Below are 22,501 nucleotides of genomic sequence, written 5' to 3'. Positions count from 1 at the left end.
TAAAGAATAGATGAATGAATTAAAATGATAATATATTGAATTGAATTAACACAATATTGCTTAATGGGGTGAACCAACCATGATGAGACAAACCGTATTGCTGACCCTGCAGGATATCCCCTATTTCTGTTACCCGGAGTCCGTTGGACATTATACGGATCATACCCAGCACGCTGTATTACGTGAGGCAGGGGTGCTTAATAATTTCAACATTCACTATGTTGCGGCAGGTAAAGGATATGTGGAGGCCGATGGGATAGTGCACGAGCTTCGGGCAGGTCAAGCGGTGCTCTATTTTCCGCATCAACGGCAGCATTATTATAGTAGCGAAGATGAGCCGTGGGACGTACGGTGGGTCCATTTTTACGGAGAACGGCTGCATGATTATATGCTGGAACGGGGATTGCACCGCAACCTTTTATGGACGCTGAGACAGCGTACTTCCTGGGAGGACGCTCATCTGGCGTTGCTTGAAGAGGTGGAACAGAACCGGATGCTTCGTCCAGCCCAGTTGTCCACGTTGACCTATGCTCTGCTGGCGGAATTTGTACAGCATGCGGTACCCCTCAAGAACACACGAGCCACGAGCAAAACGGAGAGCCGAGTGCTGTCGTTATTGCCGCAGATGCAGCAGGAGGCTTGTGAACCTTTTCTGTTACAAGACTGGGCAGATCGCGCAGGAGTGAGTACGTATTATTTTTGCAAAATGTTCAAGAATGCCGTAGAGATGACGCCAATGGAGTTTATCACACGTTCACGGCTACAGATGGCCAAGCAGTGGCTACTTGAACGCCCGTCGGCCAACATTGGGCAGATTGCCGAGGAAGCGGGATATCCTAATGCGAGTTATTTTAACCGTCAGTTTATGGCGCATGAGGGCATGACACCTACTGATTACCGTGGGCTTTACCATAAATAAAAAAGAAAAATGGATGAATCAAACCTTCAGCAAAGCCATCTACCTTGGTACTCTCATGTGGATTCGTTTGACAGGGCCTTCAATCAGGTCTATTATGGATAAATTAAATCCGTATATATGAGGTGTCCTCTCATGAAATATTCCAAAGCGACCAACTATGCGCTCCACACAATGTTATATCTGGTTAGCACTGCGCCTGAGCAACTGATTAGCGTGCATCAACTGGCTGAATTTCAGAAAGTCTCCCCAACGTACCTGTCCAAAATACTAACCAAACTGGTCAAAGCGGGCATGATCGAATCCACATCCGGTGCCAATGGCGGTTATCGACTTAGTCGCAAGAACCCTGATCCTTCTTTTCTGGAAATCATTCATGCCATCGAAGGCAAGGCTTCCTTGTTTGAATGCTCACAGAATCATAATGCAGCATGTTTGATCCAGCAGGTTATGGTTCAGGCGGAGGAAGAGATGGAAAGTTTCCTGCAACATAAAAAAATGTCTGAGCTCGCATCCCAGATGAGGGAAGCTCATTCACTGTAGTATTTATCGCTCTAGTGTGCCTCAAGTATGTTTCTGTTCCAGTAAGATTGGGTAATGTTTTTAGATTTCTCACTTGGTGCGGCGTTGTGCCTGACAGAAGGGCAATGCTACAATAAGGAAGATACTATATATACATACTTAATCACATCTTACACCTCTGGAGGGAAAACACATGAGCCAAACGACGACGATGACGGAACTGGAGCAACTGCTTGCACTCGAAAATATTAGAAATACCAAGGCGCGTTATTGCCGCTATATTGATACAAAAGCATGGGATGAACTCGGTGACGTATTTGCACCGGATGCCGTTGCCGATTTCAGCACGGAAGGCAATCCGATTCCGGTTTTGACTGGACGTGACACGATTGTACAGGTATTCCGTGACCTTGTAGACCCGGCGGTGACTGTGCATCACGTACATAGTGCGGAGGTGGAGTTTGTATCTGCGACTGAAGCGAAGGTTATTTCTCCGATGGAGGACTGGGTAACGTTCCCGGAAGGTAACGAGAACAAATCTTTCCACGGATTTGGGCATTATCACGAAACATTTGTCAAGATCGATGGACAGTGGCGTATTAAGCACACCAGCTTGAAACGTCTGCGCCTGGATCTGTTTGAATAACGAAATTTAAATATAGTGAGATCGGAAAAGAACCTGAACAATTTCAGGTAAAACAAAGGAAGAAGCCGTTAATTTTATTGGCTTCTTCCTTTGTTTTATTGAAGTATTTTTAAATTAGTTAGAGGTTAATATTACGCCACCTTATCTTTCCGTGGTTGCATCCTCAAATAAATTTGCGAAAAGATAACCGATGCGAGGCCAACTGCAGTCATGCCCCAGAAGATAAAGCTATACGCAGAAGATAGTTGCATGTTCTGCATCGCGGTCAGAGCAACCCCGGTTACAGCTACGCTGAATGCACCGCTGAAAAATTGACTGAGTTGGAACAGTCCCATGCCTGCGCCCACTTGATCCATGGACAGATTGCCTGACAATTCGTTGGATACGCTGGTCGTCAAAGAAGAGAAACCAACGCTGAGCAGCATGTACACAACCATGATGGCATAGATGCTTTGGTCTGCAAACAGAGCGAACAGCCCGGCAGCGGCCAGGAGCAGCCAAGGTGCAAACTTCAATAACAACGTATTGCCGTGACGATCAATCATACGCCCGATGCGGTTGGACAGTAGCATGGACACAAGCGCACCCGGGAAAATCACCAGTCCTGATTGTGCAGGTGTCAGTCCATAGAGATGTGCCAGAACCTGTGGCAACAGGAACAGCGTGGCGAAGTTATTAATATACGATACAATTCCCAGTGAGCTGAGGATCATATATTTTTTGTCTTTGAACAATGCGGGTTGCACAAACGGATCAGTTGCACGGCGAATGCGGAACCAGAACAGCAACAGTGCGCTTACCCCGATAATAAGTGTAATGACCTGACGAGAAGTCAGGAATAATAGAATCCCGGTTGTACCGATGGCAAGCAAGACCGCACCGAGCATGTCGAAGGAACCCTTTTGCGGCGTTTCTCGCGGTAACAGTTTATAAAAAACAGGAATTAAAAATAGCGCTAAACCGGTAACGATAAATAAATCATGCCATCCCAAAAACTGTGTAATGCTACCGCCAAGTACCGGACCTAGTCCCAGACCTAGCGAACTGGCGGACATGATGACGGCCATCGATTTACCCCGGCGGTCATTCGGAATGTAGCGTGTAATCAGTACAATCGCTAGTCCCGGAACGGATGCTGCACCTGCAGCCTGAACCAGACGGGCAATGAGCAGAACAATGAAATGGTCACTGAAGAAACCCAAGACAGACGCGCTTCCAAGCAGGGTAAGTCCCGTAGTGAACAGGGTGCGTATCGGTACAAAATCGGACAAACGTGAGAATGTAATCGAGGAAATCGCAAATACGATGGAATAACCCGTAACAATCCAGGATGAAGCGACAGAGGTCAGCTTGAATTCGGCCGCAATTTTGGGCAGAGCCAGATTAAACATCATCGTGTTCATTACGACGAGCACAACGGTGAATCCAAGCAACGCCACAATTAATCCTTCCTGTATGCCTGTCCGTTCCATCGGGGTTGCCGTAGCCGTGTTGTTCATAAAAACCTCCTATCATGATGTGTATTTCGCAACATTTCAGAAACGGTGTGTAACATTTGCAAAATGGTGTATAATGTCAGCCCCTGTGCTTCACACAAGGGATGCATGCGAAATTTATAAGTTATAAGTTCGATTGGTATCGAACATTAGAAATATATCATGGATGTGTGTTAGAATACAATGCATAGTCTTAAAAAAAGGAGACTGCCGTATGAAAATTTTACATCATCCACAAGTGGCGGATATTGAGCTTTCCTCCGTGCTATATGCGCTCAGCGATCCAACCCGGCTGGGAATAGTAGCAGAAGCCGCTAGAAGCGGGGAGCAGCCGTGTAGTCATTTTCATGCTCGTGTTGTGAAATCAACGATGTCGCACCATATTCGTACCTTACGTGAGGCGGGTGTCATTCGCGTCCGAGTGCAGGGTACACAGCATTTTATTACATTGCGATCTGACGATCTGGAAGCTCGTTTTCCAGGGTTGCTACAGCCTCTTCTCCAAGCCGCCGCAGAGACAAGTACAGATTCGTCCGAGTGAATGTCCTTTCTTCTTTATGAAGAAGGGGCATTTTTTATTTTTTAGAATTCGATAAAAAATTACTCCTGATGCGACATTCTATGTCGTCCCAATGCCTCTATAATGATGGTGAACAAAAACACATAAACCCTATTGAAAAGAGGTTCACAATCATTGGCTAAAACAAAAAGAGGTCGCGTTCTGTGGAGTCTTCCGTCCAGAGGACGGGGAACATGTCCAATATGCAAGAGTACACGAATCAAATTGTTGTATACGCAAACGAAAACAGATGGTACGAGTCTGAAAGTGTGTAAAAAATGCTCCAAAGCTGTGCAGTCCAGAGTAGATCTGGCAGAGGTAAATGTGTAGAGCTGAAAGAGAAATCACGTAAGGAAATGTAGACGGATACCCTGTCATAGCCTGTTCTTCGGAACAGGCTATATCCTTTTGATATAATACAGAAATAAACGTTGGAATGATTCGGGGGGTGAAATCGCTTGAGTAGCATGCATCGGATTCATTGGTTTGATGAACAGATTCGAAGCGGGCGTTTTCCGAATAGCGGCGGTCTGGCAAAACAATTCGAGATATCTCGGCGTCAGGCGCAACGTGACATTGAATATATGCTAAATACCCTCAGAGCCCCATTGGTGTATGTAGCCAAGTATCGAGGGTACTGTTACGAGGATCAGACCTTTCGTTTGCCGCATTTATATATGACGGATGAGGAACAAGGCGTGCTCAAATATCTGGCCCATCGATATCGGCATTATGACTATGAGCGTGCGGATACGGTGAAACGGGTGGCACACTTATTGGAACGTTTTACGATGGAGGATCACCTGCCCAAAGAACAGTATCCGGTGTTCGCAGCACCGCCCAGGCACCTTCAATGGTTTAAATTGTTGTCCCATGCGATAGAGGATGCACGAAAAGTGCATATCTATTACAAGGATCACGAGGGGGAGCATCAGATTACCTTCTGTCCAGTGAAGCTAACCGCTCAATTTAATGCAGACTATGTAATCGGTTATGAGACTGACCCGCTGCAACAGACACCGATTCGCCTGGAAAGCATCATGCAGCTGACGCTGCTGGAGGAACGCTTTGAATGCAACCAGGATACATGGATGAGCACCTGGGGGGATGCATTGCCTGTTCGAAAACCGTTTGTGGCCGAGATTCGTTTCCGTGAGATGCAGCAATCGGAGCTGTGGCGAGGGTACCGGATTCGGGAGCAAAAGGGGCAGGTCTGCTTGATTGAATTTTACGATACGGATGTATTTTTGCAACATCTGTACGCTGCGGAGTGGGAGGAACTGCTCTCCCCAGGATGGCTCAGACGCAAGCTAATGAAGCGGGTAGAAGAAATGACAGAGCGGCTGAGCAGGGGACAGAAAGGGAGAGAACAGGATGGCTGAGAACATGCTGGAGCATCTGGTGATGAAGCGGGAGTCAAAGTCATTTGTGGACAGCCTACATGCGATTTTGCGGCATACTGGTCAATTCCAAGGAGAAAAGTACATGCTTGCAGGGTATACCGGCATGGCCTTTAAATTGTCCGTCCATCAGAGATTACTGCCGATGTCGGTAACGGCATACGGACAGTGGGGAGTGTCTCATCAAGGCGGTATCGACAATCTTGGCCTATTTACCATATATGACGGGGGACGCAGTCGCCATCCGACATTTGCTTATTATCAACAAGATGCTGTGAATTGGGTCAGACGGAGTCTGGATGAAGGCAAAGGTGTCATCTACTGGATGCCCGAGTTTGGTGTCATTTATGGATATGATGATGCAGATCGGGTCTTTTATGTGCAGGATGGCTGGAGCAAAGAGCCGCATATTTTGCTGTATGATAATTTCGGATTGAATTTCACCGGTTTCTGGTACTGTCAGATCTTTGGTGATCAGGTGCAACGTACAGAGCAGGAGATGGTGCTGGAATCTTTACGCCTGGCAATGGAGGATTGGGATATTCCGTACCGTTTGTTACCTGATCAAAATATAGCTTCTGGACGGCTTGCATATGATGTTTGGATAGAAGGACTTCGCTCTGGAGATTACGATGGTGCAGGAGCAGCTTACCTTCTGGATTCGTACTGCCAATCGCGTACCGAGATTCGAATGTATTTGCATGATGTTCGCGGCTTATGGACTGAACTGGAGCAGGCCTGGATGTGTTATAACCAGATTGCTGAACTGATCCAGCAGATGAGAGCGCTTTTGGTACGGGAAAAACATGGGCTTGCGCTGCGGGAGGATGCCAATGAGCAACTTGCGCAGTTTCTTGGACAGGCGAAGTTACTCGAAGAGCAGGCGGTAGATTTTTTTCGTACCATATCCGCGCAGTATGCGGACCGTAAACGATCTACGGTAACCCGCTGGGGCACACACTCCGCACGGTAGAACTGGGGATAGGATGTACGTTGAACAAAAGGAAGGCAGAATGGATACAGGAACGAGGTTCAAAGAATGAAGAGAATGAGGTTATTGACTGATTTAGCTGATTTAATGCAGCGACTACCTCAGACCAATGCGGGTACCACGAACACGGATACATGGCGATACGGAGCAGGCACCTATGCAGATGCGTTATACCCTATTTTGTTACACAAAAAGTGGACACATCTTCCGCGATATATGATTGCAGGCATGACAGCAAGTCTTTTTCGTTTCGTGGTGGACCGTCGTCTGACGAAAGAATCCATCTCGGCATATAACTGGATGGCAGAAAACTTTGTTGCTGCCGATTTCATCGGAGTGACAGCGAGTCAAGCTGCCGGGTTTTCCTTTGAACCGACGTTTCCACTCTATCAGAAGCATGCATTACTGAATATCAAAAGTTCGATCGACCGGGGAACTGGGGCGGTGTTATGGCATGATCAATTTGTTGTTGTTGTTGGATACGATGATGACGAGGAAGTCCTATTTTTTTGCACAGGAGATGAGCCTGACGTGCTTCGTTTACCCTATTCCTTAGTCGGCCAGAATAACTCACCCTATTGGTATTATCAAGTGTTGGAAGCTCAACAGTCCATCGATATGTGGGAAGTGTGCAAGGAGTCGTTAATCCAGGCTGTATACAAATGGGAAACGCACGACTATATGCTGCCAGCGCAAGATTACGCTTGCGGTTCTGCCGCATACACCGCGGTTGCGGATGTGCTGCAGTCCGGAAACTATGAGAGCAATCAGGCGGCAGCGGTGCTTCGCTATTATGCTTATACAAGAGGGGACATCGCCTCATATGTCAGAGCGCTTGAACATTTATCGCCGCATATGGATCAAGTCATTGTAAAATATACACAGCTCGCTGATCTCTATGCATCTATTGTTGAAGTACTGGATGATTCCGCGGCATGGGATGCAAGGGAACCGGAAAGTGTGCAGCAAGTTATTGAACTGATTCGAAACGCAGGGGGTACGGAACAGGCTGCCATTGATGCAATTAAACATGCTTTTCCTGAAACGATCAACAATCGCTTCTCGGATATTGGGCTCAGATAACAATACGACACTTTAACATTGAATAAGCTGTACATCTAGACATGTTAGACACCAGAAAGGCGATAAGCCAATCTGGTGTCTTTTTGCGTATCACAATGTTCCGGATGCCACGTGGACGAACGCTGCCTTTATAAAAAAAATATATAAAATTTGAAATAAAGGTAATCTGAATCCTGCTTCATTCCGAATATTATTATATATGGTCTTTTTTGGATGATGAATTCAAGGAATGAATGGGGGCAGAACGATGGTACGGAACCCGGAAACCCTTCAGGAATGTATCGAAAACGCAAGGTTGAGACTTTACCAGATGGCAAACCAATATACGAGTCTGCAACATCCGGAAGTCATTCGTCAGTCGATGGTGCTGGATGAATTAATTAACGAATATAACGATGCCAAACGCTTTATTTCACAAAGGAACCATCATAGCTAGGGTCAAGTGTACGAACGGCAGACTGAACCTCCGAAACAAGTCGTCCGCGTTCTTCGTAGAGCGGCATCTCTTCTTTAAACTGAAAGTGAATCGTTCGGACATCGCCTTCAGACAGTGTTATTTTTTGAGACTCTAATTCAATGAAAAATGAGTCATCAAACCTAAATCCGTCTCGATCCCGGTAGCAGTACATGTAGTCAATATCCTTTTCTTCAACCACTAACACACCTTCTTCTGTCAACTTCATCATGGTATCCTCCTTCATAAGTGTGGAATGCAATATCTATTTACATTATATAGCATCTGTTAAAATTTGGGGATAGCTATATCATACATAACCTGAATATTTTATAACCTGAATGATTTCTGTTTTGCTTAGCTGTAGGAGTTTAGTCTTCAAGTAATCGTACGAAAGTCCGACAAGGATATAGGCAATTTCATAAATACACTGAAACGACGTTGCTGACATCTCATTTCGGTGTTTTTTTGTTGCTTCCTCCGAAGTTTCACGTCAGAGAAGAAACTCTTAATTAGGATCAAGTGAGGGACAACCGTGCGTAAGACTTATTGTTGCGAGTATGACCGAGCGTGTAAAATATAGGTGGAATGCGAACGTTAATGCGTATTTTTATCATTCAATGTACAGACTGCTCAGGCAGTTTGAGATAGAAGCCGTCGTGGTGTTGGAACAAGAGTACATACAACATGTTTTACGGAAAGGCAGGAGATAAAATGACAGCAGCAGTGGAACAAGCTTTGGAAGAAATGATTCAGGCCATAAATGAATGGTTTGATGAGCAAGCGGCACGAACCGATTTAGAGCAGACGATCCAAAGAACGAAACTGCAGATGGGCATATTTGATGATATTTTTGTTTTGTACAAGCCGGGAAGAACGATCGTGGATAGCCTGGATATGGGATGGGACGAAGGTTCACTATCGACGCAGACGATCCGGTTTACAGAAGAACTGGTACGCACCGAGATACAGCCGAGGCTGGTCGAGGTGGTTCAGGAGAAGTTAGCCGAATGGGCAGATACACCGCTGATTGATTACCGGTTTACGTTTAGAGGAAAGTTTCCTACAAGCAACGGGATGCTGAAGCTGACGTTGCTGGAATACATCAATGAAGAGAAAAGACAGCAACTTCTAGAACAGATTCGGACGTATACGGAGCAAAAACTGGAGAATGGTGTATACCCGACCAAGCCGCTCGAAACGACTTTTTTGGCAAAACATCTGCTCGATCCCGTGTTATTTCCGTCGATGGATGCAACATGGATTATTAGACAATATGAACAGATTCAAACGTTAAATCGGGAGCGAAAGGATGCTCTCGCCGAGCACCGTCATACGATCATTTATGCCTTGACGCTATGGGCGGAGAAGCAGTTTTTACCACAGTATTTCGACGTACAGATTTCAGAATATTGTGAAAATGAATACTCGTTGAAGCCAGATCAGAAGCTGGACGGGCAGGTTAAGAGTTCACACGCTATAGATCTGCTACTCTATGCAGCGGTGATGATTTTGCGTTTCGAACCTAGCTACAGCAAGCCAAGAGGGCTTAGGTTTCTGGAACTGGCCAAGCAGCTCGGTAGTGAGCAGGCAGATCGGATGTTGACTGAGGGCAGCGGTACATATAAGCCGGAAGATACTTATGTTAAGACGGAGCAGGTGGAATGCCAAGCCAATGATGTTTTTGCGAGGATAGCGATTCAAATACATCAGGAAGAACCGGGAGCATATCAACAGGCGATAGCCTTTATTATTCGTTTGCTGGAGCAGGGGTTCCCCAAGAGTTATCACATCAAACTGAAATCCAAAGTAAAACAGTACCTGCCGGTCAAAGGACTTGCCAAATCGGATACACACCGGTTCTTTGCTAATGCTCTAGAATATCCTGAGCTGCGTTCACTTCTGGAACAATACGCACGAGCAGCCATCCAGGAATTTGAGTTTTATGCAGATACAGAAGGGGAGAAGAGTGGGATGCCGGGAAGTTATGTCGCCTTTGGGCTTGGACTTACGAGCGAGCAGTATTTTCCTCTGATTTACGAATATATGGCGCAGGTCGATGATGAACATCAGATGATTCAGGACAAATTTATTGTTGCTTTTGCCGATAAGTATGGTGTGACAGCAGACTCAGTGCCAGTTCTCGTTCACAGTTTGCGCCGTTCAACGGACGGATTGAAACTCAAATTGTTGCCGGAGTTCGAGCAGGACGAGAAGCTTGAGTGGTTGCTGGAACAGGTTCAGGAGTTGGAATCATATGAAGTTCAGCGAGTGCTCTACCCGATTTTTGGCAAGGTAGAGAAACTGGCTGCACTGGCCCGTAAGGCGGAGGGCAAACGAAAAGAATTGTTACTGAGGCTGTCGCATGCCGCAGGCAAATAAACGAGCTGTCACCAATCCAAATAAACGGGCCTGGTGACTCATTAAGTAAAGTATTAGACGCCAAAAGTTGCAGTGAGAGGTGGATGGAGATGGAAGCTTTAACGAAAAGCGTCTGGCAGGGGCTGTCTGAACAGGACAAGCAGGAATGGATGCAACGTATTGCGCTTCAGCTGCCTGAAGGGATGCAGTATGAGGGATTGCAGACGTTTGAGCGATATGGACAGCGGACTCAGACCGGAGTGTTTACACAGGATGAACAGCGATTCGTATTTGTTCCAGGTGATCAGGTAACATTAGGCTGGGAAAAGTGGCATCACGGAATGGATAAGGAAACGACTGCTGATCTGCACGAAACTGCAAGCAGTTACGGGATTGAGGACGTACAATCGTTTCTGTCAGGCCAGATGTCACCTGTGAGAGAGGTCAATATTGGCCCGATGCTTGTGGAGTGTGAGACCATCTCCCTGGGGTGGATTGAGGTAACCGAGGAAGAAGCATTTGCCCAGGAGCATGATGATTTTCCTAAAGCCTTAGCCGAATTCAAGGAATCGGGGCTGAATGAATATGAACTTCATCTGGAATTCAAACTGATTCAAGACCAAGGAGAGGTTCGAATTCTCTGGTTTAATGAAGGAATCGAACTGGAGGACATTGTAAAGGAAGAAACAGCGGCGGGATTCAGTTTGTTGACGGAAGACGAGTGGGAGTATATCTATGGTGGAGGTTGTCGCACGTTATTTCCTTGGGGAGACAGCTTTGACTATACGATGAGATTAAGACATCTGGGAATACCTAAAAATCAAGATCAGCTAGATCCATCGTTTGTGCATTCAGAAACAGATACAGGTGTGGATACTGGGACAGATGCACTTACGGAGCCGATTGAATCCTCGCGAGATGGAGAACATCATCACCCTTATGATCTGGAGTTGCCGAACTTCTTCGGTGTACAGTTTGCCGGAGATCCATATAAGTACGAGCTTACACTGGGTGCAGATGGAGAAGTGATGCCAAAAGGCGGAGATGGTGGAGCTCTAATCTGTGGAGGAACCGGACCATTACTTAGCTTCCTTCCTTCTGCTTCAGTATTTTTCCGGGACGTGAATGTGGATGAGCTGGATTGGGAGGAATTGATGGATGGGTTGTATTACAGAAGAGTGATCCGTCTCGCGGATGTGCAATTGAATGCCGAATAACAAGGGTTCCGAACCTTCGGCAAATAAAACAAATGCTGCTACTGGCGTGGTCATGTATGAGGGGACGTCATATCCCGAAAAAACGTTCCGAGATTATCTGGTGATCTATGCATCCGATGGAATTCGGCTGAGTGCCGGCACGCTGGTTCTATTTTTTCTCAATGTATTTCTGCTTATTCCGATCTTTAGTGTTCCATATCAAACTCTTTATGCATATCTTCTATTGCCACCATTAGCGATCATGAACCTGTGGGCCATCGCTCTAATTATTGCTCCACGCAGACTTCAATTAAATTATGTATTGTTTCGGGGTGTATTTGGACTTGTGTGTTCAGTCAGCTTTATGGTGGTTATACAGAAGTTTGCGTACGGGACGTTGGGTATGACAACGGCATGGTATGTGATTGGTTCTTTCGTGGTGTATGTATTTACTTTAATTCAATATGTGTTGCTTCGATTAAGACGATTAAAGCAGCCACATCGGCTCAACAAAGGCAAGAAAAGCAACTCCAGAATGTCTATTCTTTTCCTAAGCGTGATTTCAGGAGGAGCTTACCTTATAGCTAACGCTTCACTCGCTTTTGTGACCAAGCAGACCGTGGGCGTTGTTTTGATTTGCGTATACAACCTGCTTATCTTTGTTGTGTTTCACTTTGTTATGGACTTACACCGATATTACTGGCTTCGCCGAGTTATGAATAGAGCATGATCATAGGTACAGCCTTAGGGCTGTGCCTTTTTCGTAAACAAAACACATACCAGACCGGCTTTTACGTCTGGAGAACGGATGAGCCGAAATGGTATGTGTTTTATTGTTAGTGCTTATCTTATGGTGTTACCCTAAAGAAGCTAAGATTTATTTCAGTTTTTGCACAGCCACTGCCATTTGCTCCAGTTGGGTATGGGTCAATTGGTTATTTGGCGAGCTGAGTGTGACATAACGATCATCCAGTTTGAACGTAAGCAGGTCGGTTTTGTCCGGAGTGTACCATTTGGCAGATACGCCGTTAGGCAATTTTACTGTTTGGCCATCATAGCTGAACGAGTAGTCTCTAGGAGACACTGTTACATTCATGCGGTTGAATACAAAGTTCACACCATCACCGCCTGCACCTACACTTTTGAAGGCGTCTCCCGCAACCATATGCTGTGGTGCATAAGCAGTGGTGAAGCCATCGAATTGAGCAAATGATTTACGGATCTGTTCCAGCTGCTGTTTGGAGTAACTTACATTTTCAAAAGCCGTAATACCTTGATCATTGCCGCCTTTTACTTTTTGTACAGAGACAGCGACTTGTTGCAACTGTGCTTGGGACAGCTTATGATCTGGCGAGCTGAGTGTGACATACCGATCATCCAGTTCGAAGGTTAACATGCCGATATCGCTTGGTGTATACCATTTTGCACTAACACCATTGGACAGTTTAACCTCTTTGCTCGTGTAACCGTCCGAATAATCTCTTGGAGAAACATCAACCTTCATGTGATTGAAAATGAAGCTTACACCGTCGCCAACGGCTACGCTTTTGAATGTATCACCTGCAGTCATTTGCTGTGGAGCATATGCTGTCTCAAAGCCATCGAATTGAGCAAATGCTTTCTGGATCGCTTCTTTTTGCGCTACGGTATAGGTTACATTGGTTAGTGCAGTTGGATTGCTGTTCGCTTCACCAATAATAACTTGTTTATTGGCACCATCATATGTTACAGGCACATGCAGTGCATCAGCCAGTGCGCGAACCGGTAGATAAGTCGAGTTATTGTAAGTGATTGGAGCCAGTTTTTTACCGTTCCCGTCAGTCGGCGAGTATGCTGCACCGTCTACATTAAAGCTGATTCCATGATTGAGGTAAGCCGAGATTTTCTCCAATTGTGTTCCGGCGTATACACCGGCTGCTCCGGTTAAGGTCATACCCAGCACCATCATTGTAGCTACGGATTTCTTCATGTTTTTCTTCATCATATATCTCTCCTTTAAGTTGAGGTTATTTGTTGTCTTGCTGTTCCTTATGGCTTTATATTACCCCCCGAACTTATCCAGAATAATTCTGAATTATCTCCAACTTGTAAACATGTGTAACGATCTTTGCATCATGATGGGTAGTTCTCATGTATAGCTTATAGGGGAAGCATCTTGTTTGAGTTTTATCATCAAGGAGGGACATGGATGGATCATCGCGTTATGAAAGAGTTTATTGAAGAGTTTTATGATATTGGTCGGATACAGCGCGTGGAAGTGATGAAACAGGGGACGAGCTCTGAAGCCAAATGCATCGATTCTTCAGCAGGTAGATTCGTGTTGCGTAGACTTAGAGATGAGCAGCAGGCTGTAAACGAAGAGAGATTTCATCACGTTCTTTCATTGCAAAACATCTCTCCAGCAATGGTCATTGCGCGGAATGGGTTGTCCTATGTGCATTTGAATGATGAAATTTATAATTTGCAGTACTACGTGGAAGAAACGGTACCGTACGATCAGGAAACCATGCATTTTGTTGAATTTGGGAACATGCTTGCTCGCTTTCACCATGCTGCTCACAAGCTTGAAATCATGGATCAGCAGGATCGTTTTGCGTTATCTCTATTATGGTCACAAGTCCGTGATGAAGTCAGGGGATCTTCGTCAGCTATTATCGGTTCACTTGAGGGGTATGTAGAGCAATGTACGGAGTACATCGTGAGAAGTGATAGCTTGATTCATGGTGATCTGGGTGTGTGGAATATGTTATTTATGAAGCAAAAGACGTTTTTGATCGATTTTGGAGAGGTGAGAAGAGTTTATCAATGATAGAAGAAGTAATGAAAGGATATGCTGAGGCCGGGGGACTGCTCACGAGAGAACGGTTGTATGAACAAATTCATCTATGGATGCTGCGCGGCTGGCTGGCGTGGATCAGGGAGAGGGGAGTTACCTCCCCGATGGTGCAACACATGGAACGAGGCGTGCGAAGAGTTGCCGTATTCAAGGAGATATTACTTTAGCCTTCAGAGGATCACGATCAGTTGTACAAATACAGGACAAATCCGCCTATGCCCAGTACGATGGCGCCGACGTATACATATGTAAGTTTACTCAGATTTTGCCGTGTACGGCGATCATAGTCGGGGTTACTGATGCGATTGGCTTTCGAATTCCCGATGATAAGTGTAGCAATCCCTCCAAATAAGGCGATACCGATAACCAATGCATAAGGTAGCCAAGTCATGAGTTGACCTCCTTTTCCAGTCGATGGAGAGCGTTTACTTCTATTGTATCTCAGGTTTACTCGCAATGTAAGCTATTATTGAGAAATATAGGAAATTTGTGTGATTTGAATTTGAAGGATGTACACGCACTAGTGGATGGACGAGTGAATTAAATCTATACGGTATATTGCAGATAAGTTGTGCATTTTTGACTCAGGTCACTAGAATTTTAATTTTTTTTAGATAAAAAAACATAGATGTATCAAGCGTTTGCGGCTTTCTTTATCGAAAGCTGTAATTTTTTTTGCCTGCGGAGTGATCCAGAATGAAGAACCGTGCGTTACATCCTATGAAGACAACGACAAAGAAACAAAGGAACCAAAAACATACTTAAGGAGTGACTCACCAATGAAGATGAAAATGAAAACATTTATTGCACCTGTACTTAGCTTGTCGCTGTTAATGCCAGGAATCGCGGGAGCTGCTGCTGCACCCCAGACTTCCACTTCCATGAGCATGATGAAAGCATCCGTGAACACCCCTGCGGCTGACCTGAGAGCGAATCTGGATCATCTGTTGTCCGAGCACTTTGCACTGGCGGTAACGGCTATGGCGAAAGCTTATGATGGAGCCAAAGATGCAGATGCAGCCTACAAAGCTCTCGACCAAAATGCACTGGATATGCAACCGGCGATTGCTTCCCTCTACGGTGAAGCGGGTGCCAAAGAATTCGAACGCATCTTCCGTGCACACAACAAATATACCGACGATCTGGTGAAAGCAACCAAGATGGGTAACCAGACTGGTATCAAGCAAGCACAGGATAACATCAACGGATTCGTGGATGAATTCTCCACATTCCTGAGCACAGCGACAGAAGGCAAACTGCCGAAAGACGCAGCAAAACAAGCATTGAAAGTGCATGAAGATCTCGTGCAAAAAGTATTCGACGAGTACGTAGCCGGAGATTACACCGATGCATACAAGGCATATCGTGAAGGCTTCAAGGAAATGTTTGACGTAAGTAAAGCACTTTCCACTGCGATTACAACACAAATGCCTGAGAAATTTAACAACACCAAAGCAGATACCAAAGCAGCTGACCTGAGATCTGCACTCAACCACTTGGCTTCGGAGCACTTTGCGCTTTCCGCTCTGCAAATGCAAGAGCAATATGATGGCCGCACAGCGGCATCGAATGCCCTCGTAACCGCAGAAGCTGGAAACACAGCGGACTTCAAAGCTGCGATTGCTTCTATTTACGGTAATGAAGGAGCGAGTGCGTTCGAGAAAATCTGGGTGACTAACCATGTTAACGCTCAGAGTGACTATGTTAAAGCTGTAAAAGATAACGATGCGACTGCGCGTGCAGCTGTGCAAAAACGAATCGACGGATTTACAACAGAGTTTGCTACATTCCTTGATTCCGCAACAGCAGGCAACCTGCCTAAATCTGCAGCACAACAGGCGCTGACAACACATGAAAACCAGGTGCAAAAAGTGCTGGATCAATATGCAGCAGGCAACTATGATGCTTCTTACACCACGAATCGTGAAGGCTACAAAGTGATGTTCGGAGTAGGTCAAGCGCTGGGTAATGGTATTGTGACTCAATTCAATGACAAGTTCCAAGAGACGGCACCGACAACACCTGCACCAACACCAGCGCCAGACATGACAACCGTTTGGATGAAGCTGAACAGCAAAATGCTGAAAATTAACGACAAAACAACCAACATGGACACTACACCTGTGCTTTGGAAAAATACAACATACATCCCTTTGCGTTTCCTGAGTGAGGGAATCGGCGCAACGGTGAAATGGGATAAAAAAGCACAGCAAGTTACCGTTATGGCTGGTGATGATACACTTGTATTCTGGGTGAACAACACGGTCATGGAAGTTAATGGTATGAAGAAAAACGTAGGTTCTACTGTCTTTGTTAACAAAGACGGACGTACACAAGTACCGCTGCGTTTCATTGCTGAATTGCTGCAATGGAATGTGAAATGGGCTCAAAAAGATGGATCTATTACACTGACTAAAGCAATGTAATGCAAGTGTAATGCAAAAATCAACACGGTGATCCGATACGGACTTAAGTTGATATAATTAATCTCACATTCAAACCGAAAAGGCTGCCCCTGTGGCAGCTTTTTTGTATTCGCCTGAAAGAGCAAATATTTGGTATAATTAATCCCGTAATCTATTACATAAGCATTCAAATAACTCAAGGAATACAAAGTAATGTTCAATTATTCAAGAATGAACAATAGAAGAGGAGGACAGAGGTATGAGTGCAACATCCAATTCAGAGAAGCCTGCACGGAGTGTAGATACCCGATTATTTATTGCCTGGGCTATGTCTGTCATTGCAACCTTGGGAAGTCTTTATCTAAGTGAGATCAAGCAGTTTCTGCCATGTGATCTGTGCTGGTTTCAGCGTATCTTTATGTATCCCTTAACGATTTTGCTCGGTATTGCGTACTTCAAGGATGATGTGGGAATTGCCAAGTACGTGCTCCCGCTCAGCTTTATTGGGGGCGGAATTTCCTTGTATCACGTAACGATTCAGCGGATCTTTTCGGCTACAGGCAACGCAGTGGCGTGTGGTAAGGTGCCATGTTATACCGATTATTTGAACTGGTTTGGTTTTATCACGATCCCATTGCTGGCTCTGATCGCATTTATCATTATTATCGTGATGTTGTGGGGAATCGGTAAAACACCTAAATCTTCTAACTAAATGTTCTCCTTAAATCTTTTTACGCAGAAAGGACCAACGGTGATGAAGGGACAAGCTCGCTGGTTTACGCCTTTGCTCATACTGATTTTTATTCTGAACGGCTGCTCTTACACGGAACAGTCTGCCTCAGGCGAGATGCCAGAGATGATTCGAGTGAAGCTCATGATGCCGGATCAGGCGAAGGTGAACGAAGAAGTCGCTTTACAGATCAAGCTAACCCAAGGGGAGAAGTCTGTAAATGATGCGGATCATGTACAGTTCCAAATCTGGAACGAAGAGAACGAACCTGCGGCACCTTCCATTGAAGAAGGCATGATGAACGCCGATGAGCTTGAGGCTCGAGGGGCAATGAAGGCTAGCTCTGTAGGTGATGGCATATATGAAGTGAGGTATACATTTCAGGAGCCGGGGGTCTACGTTGTCCAGGCACATGTAACCTCAGGTGCAATGCACACCATGCCGAGGGCCAAAGTTGTCGTGGAATGAAGCAGCCGTGAGGGCAGCGGGATGGTTCAGGATGTGAAACAGGTATATAATGAGGATGGACAAAAGAATGTAGACAGGAAAAGAGGCTGTTATGGCAACTATTCATGATGTTGCACTCAAGGCTGGTGTTTCAGTAACTACCGTCTCGCGTGTATTGAACAACAGGGGTTACATCAGTCAGAAGACACGTGACAAAGTGTACCAAACGATGGACGAGCTGAATTATAGACCCAATGAGATTGCCCGTTCCCTGCTACGCAAGCAGTCCAACCTTATCGGTTTGATCATTCCAGATGTATCACATCCGTTTTTCGGAGAACTGGCCAGTTATGTAGAGTATTATGCATACCAGAATGGTTTCAAAATTATGCTGTGCAACTCTCATATGGACCCTTCCAAAGAACGTGAATATGTAGAGATGCTCAAAGGAAATCGGGTAGATGGAATTATTATGGGGAGTCACACGCTTGAAGTGGATGAATACGTTAATCTCCATTCACCCATTGTAACTTTTGATCGACAGATTGGAGAGGACATTCCGTTTATATCCTCGGATAATTATCAGGGCGGTGTCATGGCAGCAGAGTTACTGCTCTCCAAAGGGAGACGGCATATAGCTCATATCTGTGGTAATTTGGGGTTAAATATGCTATCCAATCGTCGTACGATAGGTTTTCTGAATACGCTGGAGGCACATGGGGTCAAGCCAATCATGATTTATGAAACCGATCTCAATGTGTTCGATCAGCATCAGTATACGGAATTAATGGATAAACTGCTCACAGAGCAGCCGCTGCTGGACGGATTATTTGTAACGAGTGATCTCATGGCTGTTCATGCGCTAAAAAAAACGATTTCTAGCGGACGCAGGGTCCCCGAAGACATCGCTATCATAGGTTATGATGACAGCCGAGCGGCTTGCTATACTGTGCCCGGAATTACAACGATCAGACAGCCGGTAGAAGATATGGCCGAGTTGGCCGTTGATCTGATTCGACGTCAGATTGCAGAGGAACAGGTCAATATGGAGAATATTTTTCCTGTAACATTGGTGGAGAGGGAGACGACCTGAATCAGGTTGTCTCTTTTTTTGACGAAAATATTTTTTTTGATCGATATGTCAAACGATTGACATGTCAAACCTTTGACATTATAATCTGATTTGTAAGCGTTTCCTCTTTACACAAATGAATGGGGGCCATAACAAGATGAAAAAAGAACAACGGTGGACGGGGATTTGGGTATTGTCATTAATTATGATGCTGGTTCTGTCAGCCTGCGGAGGGAAAGCAGCCACGGATACGAATGCTTCCTCGGGGTCAACCGATGGTGGCAGCGAGAATGTCAAAATTACGATGCTTAACTCGAAATCAGAGATTAACGCTCAACTAGAACAGGCTGCCAAAGATTTTCAAGCGGAAAATCCAAATATTACACTTGAGATCGTACCCGTAGGCAGTGGACAGTCTCCGTTCGAAAAGGCCTCTGCCCTCTATGCCTCAGGTAATCCGACAACGATGATGATGCTGGATACCGGGGATGTCGAGAAGTTCAAGGATCGTGTTCTTGATCTCACCTCGGAGCCTTGGATGAAAGACGCGGTAGAGAATAGTACGGCGGCTACAACATTTGATGGCAAAAATTACGCGTTCCCTTTCTCCATTGAAGGATATGGATTCATCTATAACCAGAAAGTGCTGGATCAAGCGGTAGGTGGAACATTTGATCCCAAATCGGTAGAGACAACAGCGCAACTGGAGGACTTGTTCAAAAAAATAGCAGCTGTCGGCAAAGCACCTTTGATTATTTCCCCAATGGATTGGTCACTTGGAGCGCATTACCTGCCGCTTGCTTATGGTGGACAATCCGCGGATCGTTCCCAAGTGGATCAATTCATGAACGATCTGAAAGCAGGTAAAGTAGATCTAGCGTCCAACGCTGTATTTAATGGTTTGATGGATACATTTGATGTGATGAAAACGTACAATATCGACAAGGCTTCACCACTCTCCGGTACGTATGAGCGTGGACCCGAAGTGCTTGGCAAAGGCGAAGTGGGAATCTGGTTCATGGGAAACTGGGCTTGGCCACAAATTTCCGGATTTGATACAGCAGATGGGAAATACGGCTTCCTGCCGGTTCCTGTGAGCAATAACGCAGCTGACTTCGGCAATTCACAGATCTCCGCTGCGGTATCCAAACGTATTTTGCTGGACAAAGAAAAAAGCTCACCAGCACAACAAGAAGCTGCGAAGAAGTTTTTGGACTGGATCGTTTATAAAGAGAAAGGTCAGGATTTCCTGGTCAAACAAGCCAGCATCATTCCAGCATTCAGTAACATTGAGCTGGAGCCAGCTGACCCGCTTGGCAAATCCATTAGTGAATACATCAAGGCAGGCAAGATTGAAGAATCTATGAGCACACTGCCAGCCGATCACTGGTCCAAATTGGGAGCTTCCATGCAGAAATATTTGGCTAATGTTATTGATCGTGCCGGACTTGCCAGCGAGATTCAAGCTTACTGGACTAACGTAAAATAAATGGTTTCGTGTGGCCTTACACACCGCATCAAGGGAAGTTTTTCTCCATAGGAATAATGCCTGATGTGAGGGCCAGACAGAACATAACATAAGTGAATTCTGTCTGGCCTATCATACCGGCGAACCGTTAGGTTCATGACATGGAGAGAGATAGAGTGGAGGATGACAATGCTTACTGAAAAGGGATTATGGACACGTCTGCGCACTCGCCTGATATTTACTGGCCCTACTTTGTTTGCTTTTGCGACAGTAATGATTATTCCGTTTTTGTATGGTATCTATTTAACGTTCACGAACTGGGATGGCATCGCAGTAGATCAAAGTTTTGTCGGCTGGGATAACTATATCGGCGTGTTCAAAGACACCGTGTTCTGGAAGTCGTTTGGTATGACGCTGGAGTATGTATTTATTACGGTTGTGTTCACCAACGTTGTTGCCTTTTTGCTGGCCTATGCCGTAACCCGGGGAATCAAGGCGCAAGGTTGGTTTCGAGCCGGATTTTTCTTGCCCAATCTTGTAGGCGGTATTGTGCTTGGTTTCATCTGGCAGTTTATATTCAATCAGGTACTTGTATTTGCAGGCCAAAAACTGAACATACCGTTCTTCTCCGCCTCCTGGCTGGCTGATCCGGACAAAGCTTTCTGGGCACTCGTGATCGTAACCGTCTGGCAATATGCTGGTTATATGATGGTCATTTACATCGCGGGTTTGATGAACGTACCACGAGATGTGCTGGAAGCGGCAAGCATTGATGGAGCAAGCAATCGTAGAATGCTGATGCGCATTGTACTACCACTGATGGTTCCTTCCTTTATCGTATGTGTCTTCCTGTCACTGCAACGTGGATTTATGGTGTACGATCTAAACGTCTCCCTTACAAGCGGCGGACCTTTCAAAAGTACAGAGATGGTGTCTATGCATGTATATGAGCAAGCCTTCCTCGCGCGTGACTATGGGCTTGGTCAGGCTGAAGCCCTTGTTCTGTTTATCCTCGTGGCGACTATTACATTGCTTCAGGTGTATTTTAGCAAAAAGCTGGAGGTCGAGGCATGATGGCTGGACAATCACGTATGTTGAACGGACTGAAATTAGCAGCCTTAGTCCTTGGCATGATCCTATTCGTGTTTCCCTTTGTACTACTGATCTTGAATTCATTTAAAGCCAATCAGGCCATTACTTCTGATCCGCTTGGCTTACCCCGTTCTTTTCAACTTGAAAATTACGCTAATGCGTTTGATAAAATGGGTTATTTATCGGCCTTCAGCAATACATTGCTGATTACCGTTGCCGGCGTACTGCTCATTGCTCTCTTCTCTGCGATGACTGCACATTATTTTGTTCGGCACCACAGCAAGCTGAATCAGTATCTTTTTTTCCTGATGGTAGCGGCGATGATTATTCCGTTTCAGGCGATTATGATTCCGCTTGTGAAAATTTACGGCTCACTCAGCTTACTGGATAACAAGTGGTCACTAATCTATATGTACATTGGCTTTGGTAGCCCGCTTGCCGTATTTATTTATCATGGCTTTGTCAAAAGCATCCCGCTGGAACTGGAAGAAGCGGCTCTAATGGACGGCTGTGGAAGAGTGCAGACCTTTTTCCGTATCGTGTTGCCGGTACTGCTGCCAACCACGGTTACAATCAGTGTGCTGAACGTTTTATGGATATGGAATGACTTTTTGCTTCCATCCCTCGTGCTTACGTCGTCTGAGCAACGGACGTTACCATTGTCGACCTTTTATTTTTACGGAACGTACACCGTCGATTACGGTCCGTTGATGGCTGGATTGGTATTGACACTGTTGCCTGTGTTGATCGTTTATCTGTTTGCACAAAAGTATATCATTCAAGGAGTTATGCAGGGCGCCATTAAATAAGTTGAACAAGGTGAGATA

The 22,501-nt window shown here is 45.5% G+C and carries 25 protein-coding genes; 21 read left to right on the top strand and 4 right to left on the bottom strand.

What is annotated here, in order from left to right; genetic code table 11:
• Positions 1-79: 79 nt before the first annotated feature.
• The 3 genes from AC1VYS_RS24795 (at position 80) to AC1VYS_RS24785 (ending at position 2,084) form a co-directional block, all read left to right on the top strand.
• The gene (locus AC1VYS_RS24795) at positions 80-919 is read left to right on the top strand and encodes an AraC family transcriptional regulator (RefSeq protein WP_482911878.1); all 840 of its coding nucleotides are present in this window, start codon (positions 80-82) and stop codon (positions 917-919) included.
• A gap of 132 nt (positions 920-1,051) precedes the next feature.
• On the top strand, positions 1,052-1,459 hold the full coding sequence (locus AC1VYS_RS24790) for an RrF2 family transcriptional regulator (protein WP_090924327.1): 408 nt from the start codon (positions 1,052-1,054) through the stop codon (positions 1,457-1,459).
• 172 nt (positions 1,460-1,631) lie between these two features.
• Positions 1,632-2,084, top strand: a complete 453-nt coding sequence (locus AC1VYS_RS24785; protein ID WP_090924326.1) for a nuclear transport factor 2 family protein — start codon at positions 1,632-1,634, stop codon at positions 2,082-2,084.
• A 131-nt stretch (positions 2,085-2,215) separates the two neighbouring features.
• On the opposite strand, the gene AC1VYS_RS24780 is transcribed toward AC1VYS_RS24785, so the two are convergent.
• A complete protein-coding gene (locus AC1VYS_RS24780) occupies positions 2,216-3,583 on the bottom strand; it encodes an MFS transporter (protein WP_154960697.1) in 1,368 nt (455 codons plus the stop codon).
• Between the two features lie 211 nt (positions 3,584-3,794).
• Between AC1VYS_RS24780 and AC1VYS_RS24775 the strand changes: the two genes are divergently transcribed.
• From AC1VYS_RS24775 to AC1VYS_RS24750, 6 genes are all read left to right on the top strand, one after another.
• Positions 3,795-4,121: an ArsR/SmtB family transcription factor gene (locus AC1VYS_RS24775; RefSeq protein WP_154960696.1), complete on the top strand. Its 327-nt coding sequence runs from the start codon at positions 3,795-3,797 to the stop codon at positions 4,119-4,121.
• A gap of 153 nt (positions 4,122-4,274) precedes the next feature.
• Positions 4,275-4,469 (top strand): hypothetical protein, encoded by a 195-nt coding sequence (locus AC1VYS_RS24770; protein WP_090924323.1) that lies wholly within the window; start codon positions 4,275-4,277, stop codon positions 4,467-4,469.
• Between the two features lie 137 nt (positions 4,470-4,606).
• Complete coding sequence (locus AC1VYS_RS24765; protein ID WP_482915116.1) at positions 4,607-5,521, top strand: helix-turn-helix transcriptional regulator; 915 nt, start codon at positions 4,607-4,609, stop codon at positions 5,519-5,521.
• Entirely contained in the window at positions 5,514-6,512 is a 999-nt protein-coding gene (locus AC1VYS_RS24760) for a cysteine peptidase family C39 domain-containing protein (RefSeq protein ID WP_482911877.1), read from the top strand. Before AC1VYS_RS24765 ends, AC1VYS_RS24760 begins: the two co-directional genes overlap by 8 nt.
• Positions 6,513-6,617: 105 nt before the next feature.
• On the top strand, positions 6,618-7,613 hold the full coding sequence (locus tag AC1VYS_RS24755) for a hypothetical protein (protein ID WP_482934425.1): 996 nt from the start codon (positions 6,618-6,620) through the stop codon (positions 7,611-7,613).
• Positions 7,614-7,860: 247 nt separating this feature from the next.
• Entirely contained in the window at positions 7,861-8,049 is a 189-nt protein-coding gene (locus AC1VYS_RS24750; RefSeq protein ID WP_123065934.1) for an aspartyl-phosphate phosphatase Spo0E family protein, read from the top strand.
• On the opposite strand, the gene AC1VYS_RS24745 is transcribed toward AC1VYS_RS24750, so the two are convergent.
• Positions 8,021-8,296, bottom strand: a complete 276-nt coding sequence (locus AC1VYS_RS24745; protein ID WP_482911875.1) for a hypothetical protein — start codon at positions 8,294-8,296, stop codon at positions 8,021-8,023. The genes AC1VYS_RS24750 and AC1VYS_RS24745 overlap by 29 nt on opposite strands.
• A 458-nt stretch (positions 8,297-8,754) precedes the next feature.
• Between AC1VYS_RS24745 and AC1VYS_RS24740 the strand changes: the two genes are divergently transcribed.
• The 3 genes from AC1VYS_RS24740 (at position 8,755) to AC1VYS_RS24730 (ending at position 12,354) form a co-directional block, all read left to right on the top strand.
• Positions 8,755-10,449: a DUF6138 family protein gene (locus AC1VYS_RS24740; protein WP_482911874.1), complete on the top strand. Its 1,695-nt coding sequence runs from the start codon at positions 8,755-8,757 to the stop codon at positions 10,447-10,449.
• Positions 10,450-10,538: 89 nt separating this feature from the next.
• A complete protein-coding gene (locus AC1VYS_RS24735; protein ID WP_482911873.1) occupies positions 10,539-11,645 on the top strand; it encodes a hypothetical protein in 1,107 nt (368 codons plus the stop codon).
• On the top strand, positions 11,635-12,354 hold the full coding sequence (locus tag AC1VYS_RS24730; protein ID WP_482911872.1) for a hypothetical protein: 720 nt from the start codon (positions 11,635-11,637) through the stop codon (positions 12,352-12,354). The genes AC1VYS_RS24735 and AC1VYS_RS24730 overlap by 11 nt, the downstream gene beginning before the upstream one ends.
• 147 nt (positions 12,355-12,501) lie before the next feature.
• On the opposite strand, the gene AC1VYS_RS24725 is transcribed toward AC1VYS_RS24730, so the two are convergent.
• Entirely contained in the window at positions 12,502-13,605 is a 1,104-nt protein-coding gene (locus AC1VYS_RS24725) for a stalk domain-containing protein (RefSeq protein ID WP_482911871.1), read from the bottom strand.
• 207 nt (positions 13,606-13,812) lie between these two features.
• Between AC1VYS_RS24725 and AC1VYS_RS24720 the strand changes: the two genes are divergently transcribed.
• Positions 13,813-14,433, top strand: a complete 621-nt coding sequence (locus AC1VYS_RS24720; protein ID WP_482911870.1) for a phosphotransferase — start codon at positions 13,813-13,815, stop codon at positions 14,431-14,433.
• Positions 14,430-14,627 (top strand): hypothetical protein, encoded by a 198-nt coding sequence (locus tag AC1VYS_RS24715; protein ID WP_482911869.1) that lies wholly within the window; start codon positions 14,430-14,432, stop codon positions 14,625-14,627. The genes AC1VYS_RS24720 and AC1VYS_RS24715 overlap by 4 nt, the downstream gene beginning before the upstream one ends.
• Before the next feature lie 17 nt (positions 14,628-14,644).
• On the opposite strand, the gene AC1VYS_RS24710 is transcribed toward AC1VYS_RS24715, so the two are convergent.
• Entirely contained in the window at positions 14,645-14,851 is a 207-nt protein-coding gene (locus tag AC1VYS_RS24710; protein WP_482911868.1) for a hypothetical protein, read from the bottom strand.
• A 394-nt stretch (positions 14,852-15,245) separates the two neighbouring features.
• Here AC1VYS_RS24710 and AC1VYS_RS24705 point away from each other — a divergent pair, with 394 nt between their 5' ends.
• From AC1VYS_RS24705 to AC1VYS_RS24675, 7 genes are all read left to right on the top strand, one after another.
• The gene (locus tag AC1VYS_RS24705; protein ID WP_482915115.1) at positions 15,246-16,886 is read left to right on the top strand and encodes a copper amine oxidase N-terminal domain-containing protein; all 1,641 of its coding nucleotides are present in this window, start codon (positions 15,246-15,248) and stop codon (positions 16,884-16,886) included.
• 238 nt (positions 16,887-17,124) lie between these two features.
• Positions 17,125-17,577 (top strand): disulfide oxidoreductase, encoded by a 453-nt coding sequence (locus AC1VYS_RS24700; protein ID WP_482911867.1) that lies wholly within the window; start codon positions 17,125-17,127, stop codon positions 17,575-17,577.
• Between the two features lie 42 nt (positions 17,578-17,619).
• Complete coding sequence (locus AC1VYS_RS24695; RefSeq protein WP_482911866.1) at positions 17,620-18,063, top strand: FixH family protein; 444 nt, start codon at positions 17,620-17,622, stop codon at positions 18,061-18,063.
• Positions 18,064-18,154: 91 nt separating this feature from the next.
• Positions 18,155-19,135 carry a LacI family DNA-binding transcriptional regulator gene (locus tag AC1VYS_RS24690; RefSeq protein ID WP_482911865.1) on the top strand — a complete coding sequence of 327 codons (981 nt, stop codon included), beginning with the start codon at positions 18,155-18,157 and terminating at the stop codon, positions 19,133-19,135.
• A gap of 136 nt (positions 19,136-19,271) precedes the next feature.
• Entirely contained in the window at positions 19,272-20,603 is a 1,332-nt protein-coding gene (locus tag AC1VYS_RS24685) for an ABC transporter substrate-binding protein (protein WP_482911864.1), read from the top strand.
• A gap of 168 nt (positions 20,604-20,771) precedes the next feature.
• Positions 20,772-21,656, top strand: a complete 885-nt coding sequence (locus tag AC1VYS_RS24680; protein WP_251511380.1) for a carbohydrate ABC transporter permease — start codon at positions 20,772-20,774, stop codon at positions 21,654-21,656.
• Positions 21,653-22,483 (top strand): carbohydrate ABC transporter permease, encoded by an 831-nt coding sequence (locus AC1VYS_RS24675; protein WP_435368275.1) that lies wholly within the window; start codon positions 21,653-21,655, stop codon positions 22,481-22,483. Before AC1VYS_RS24680 ends, AC1VYS_RS24675 begins: the two co-directional genes overlap by 4 nt.
• Positions 22,484-22,501: the final 18 nt, after the last annotated feature.

Source organism: Paenibacillus sp. G34 (assembly GCF_056856875.1).
This window is presented reverse-complemented; position numbering and strand designations above follow the sequence as displayed.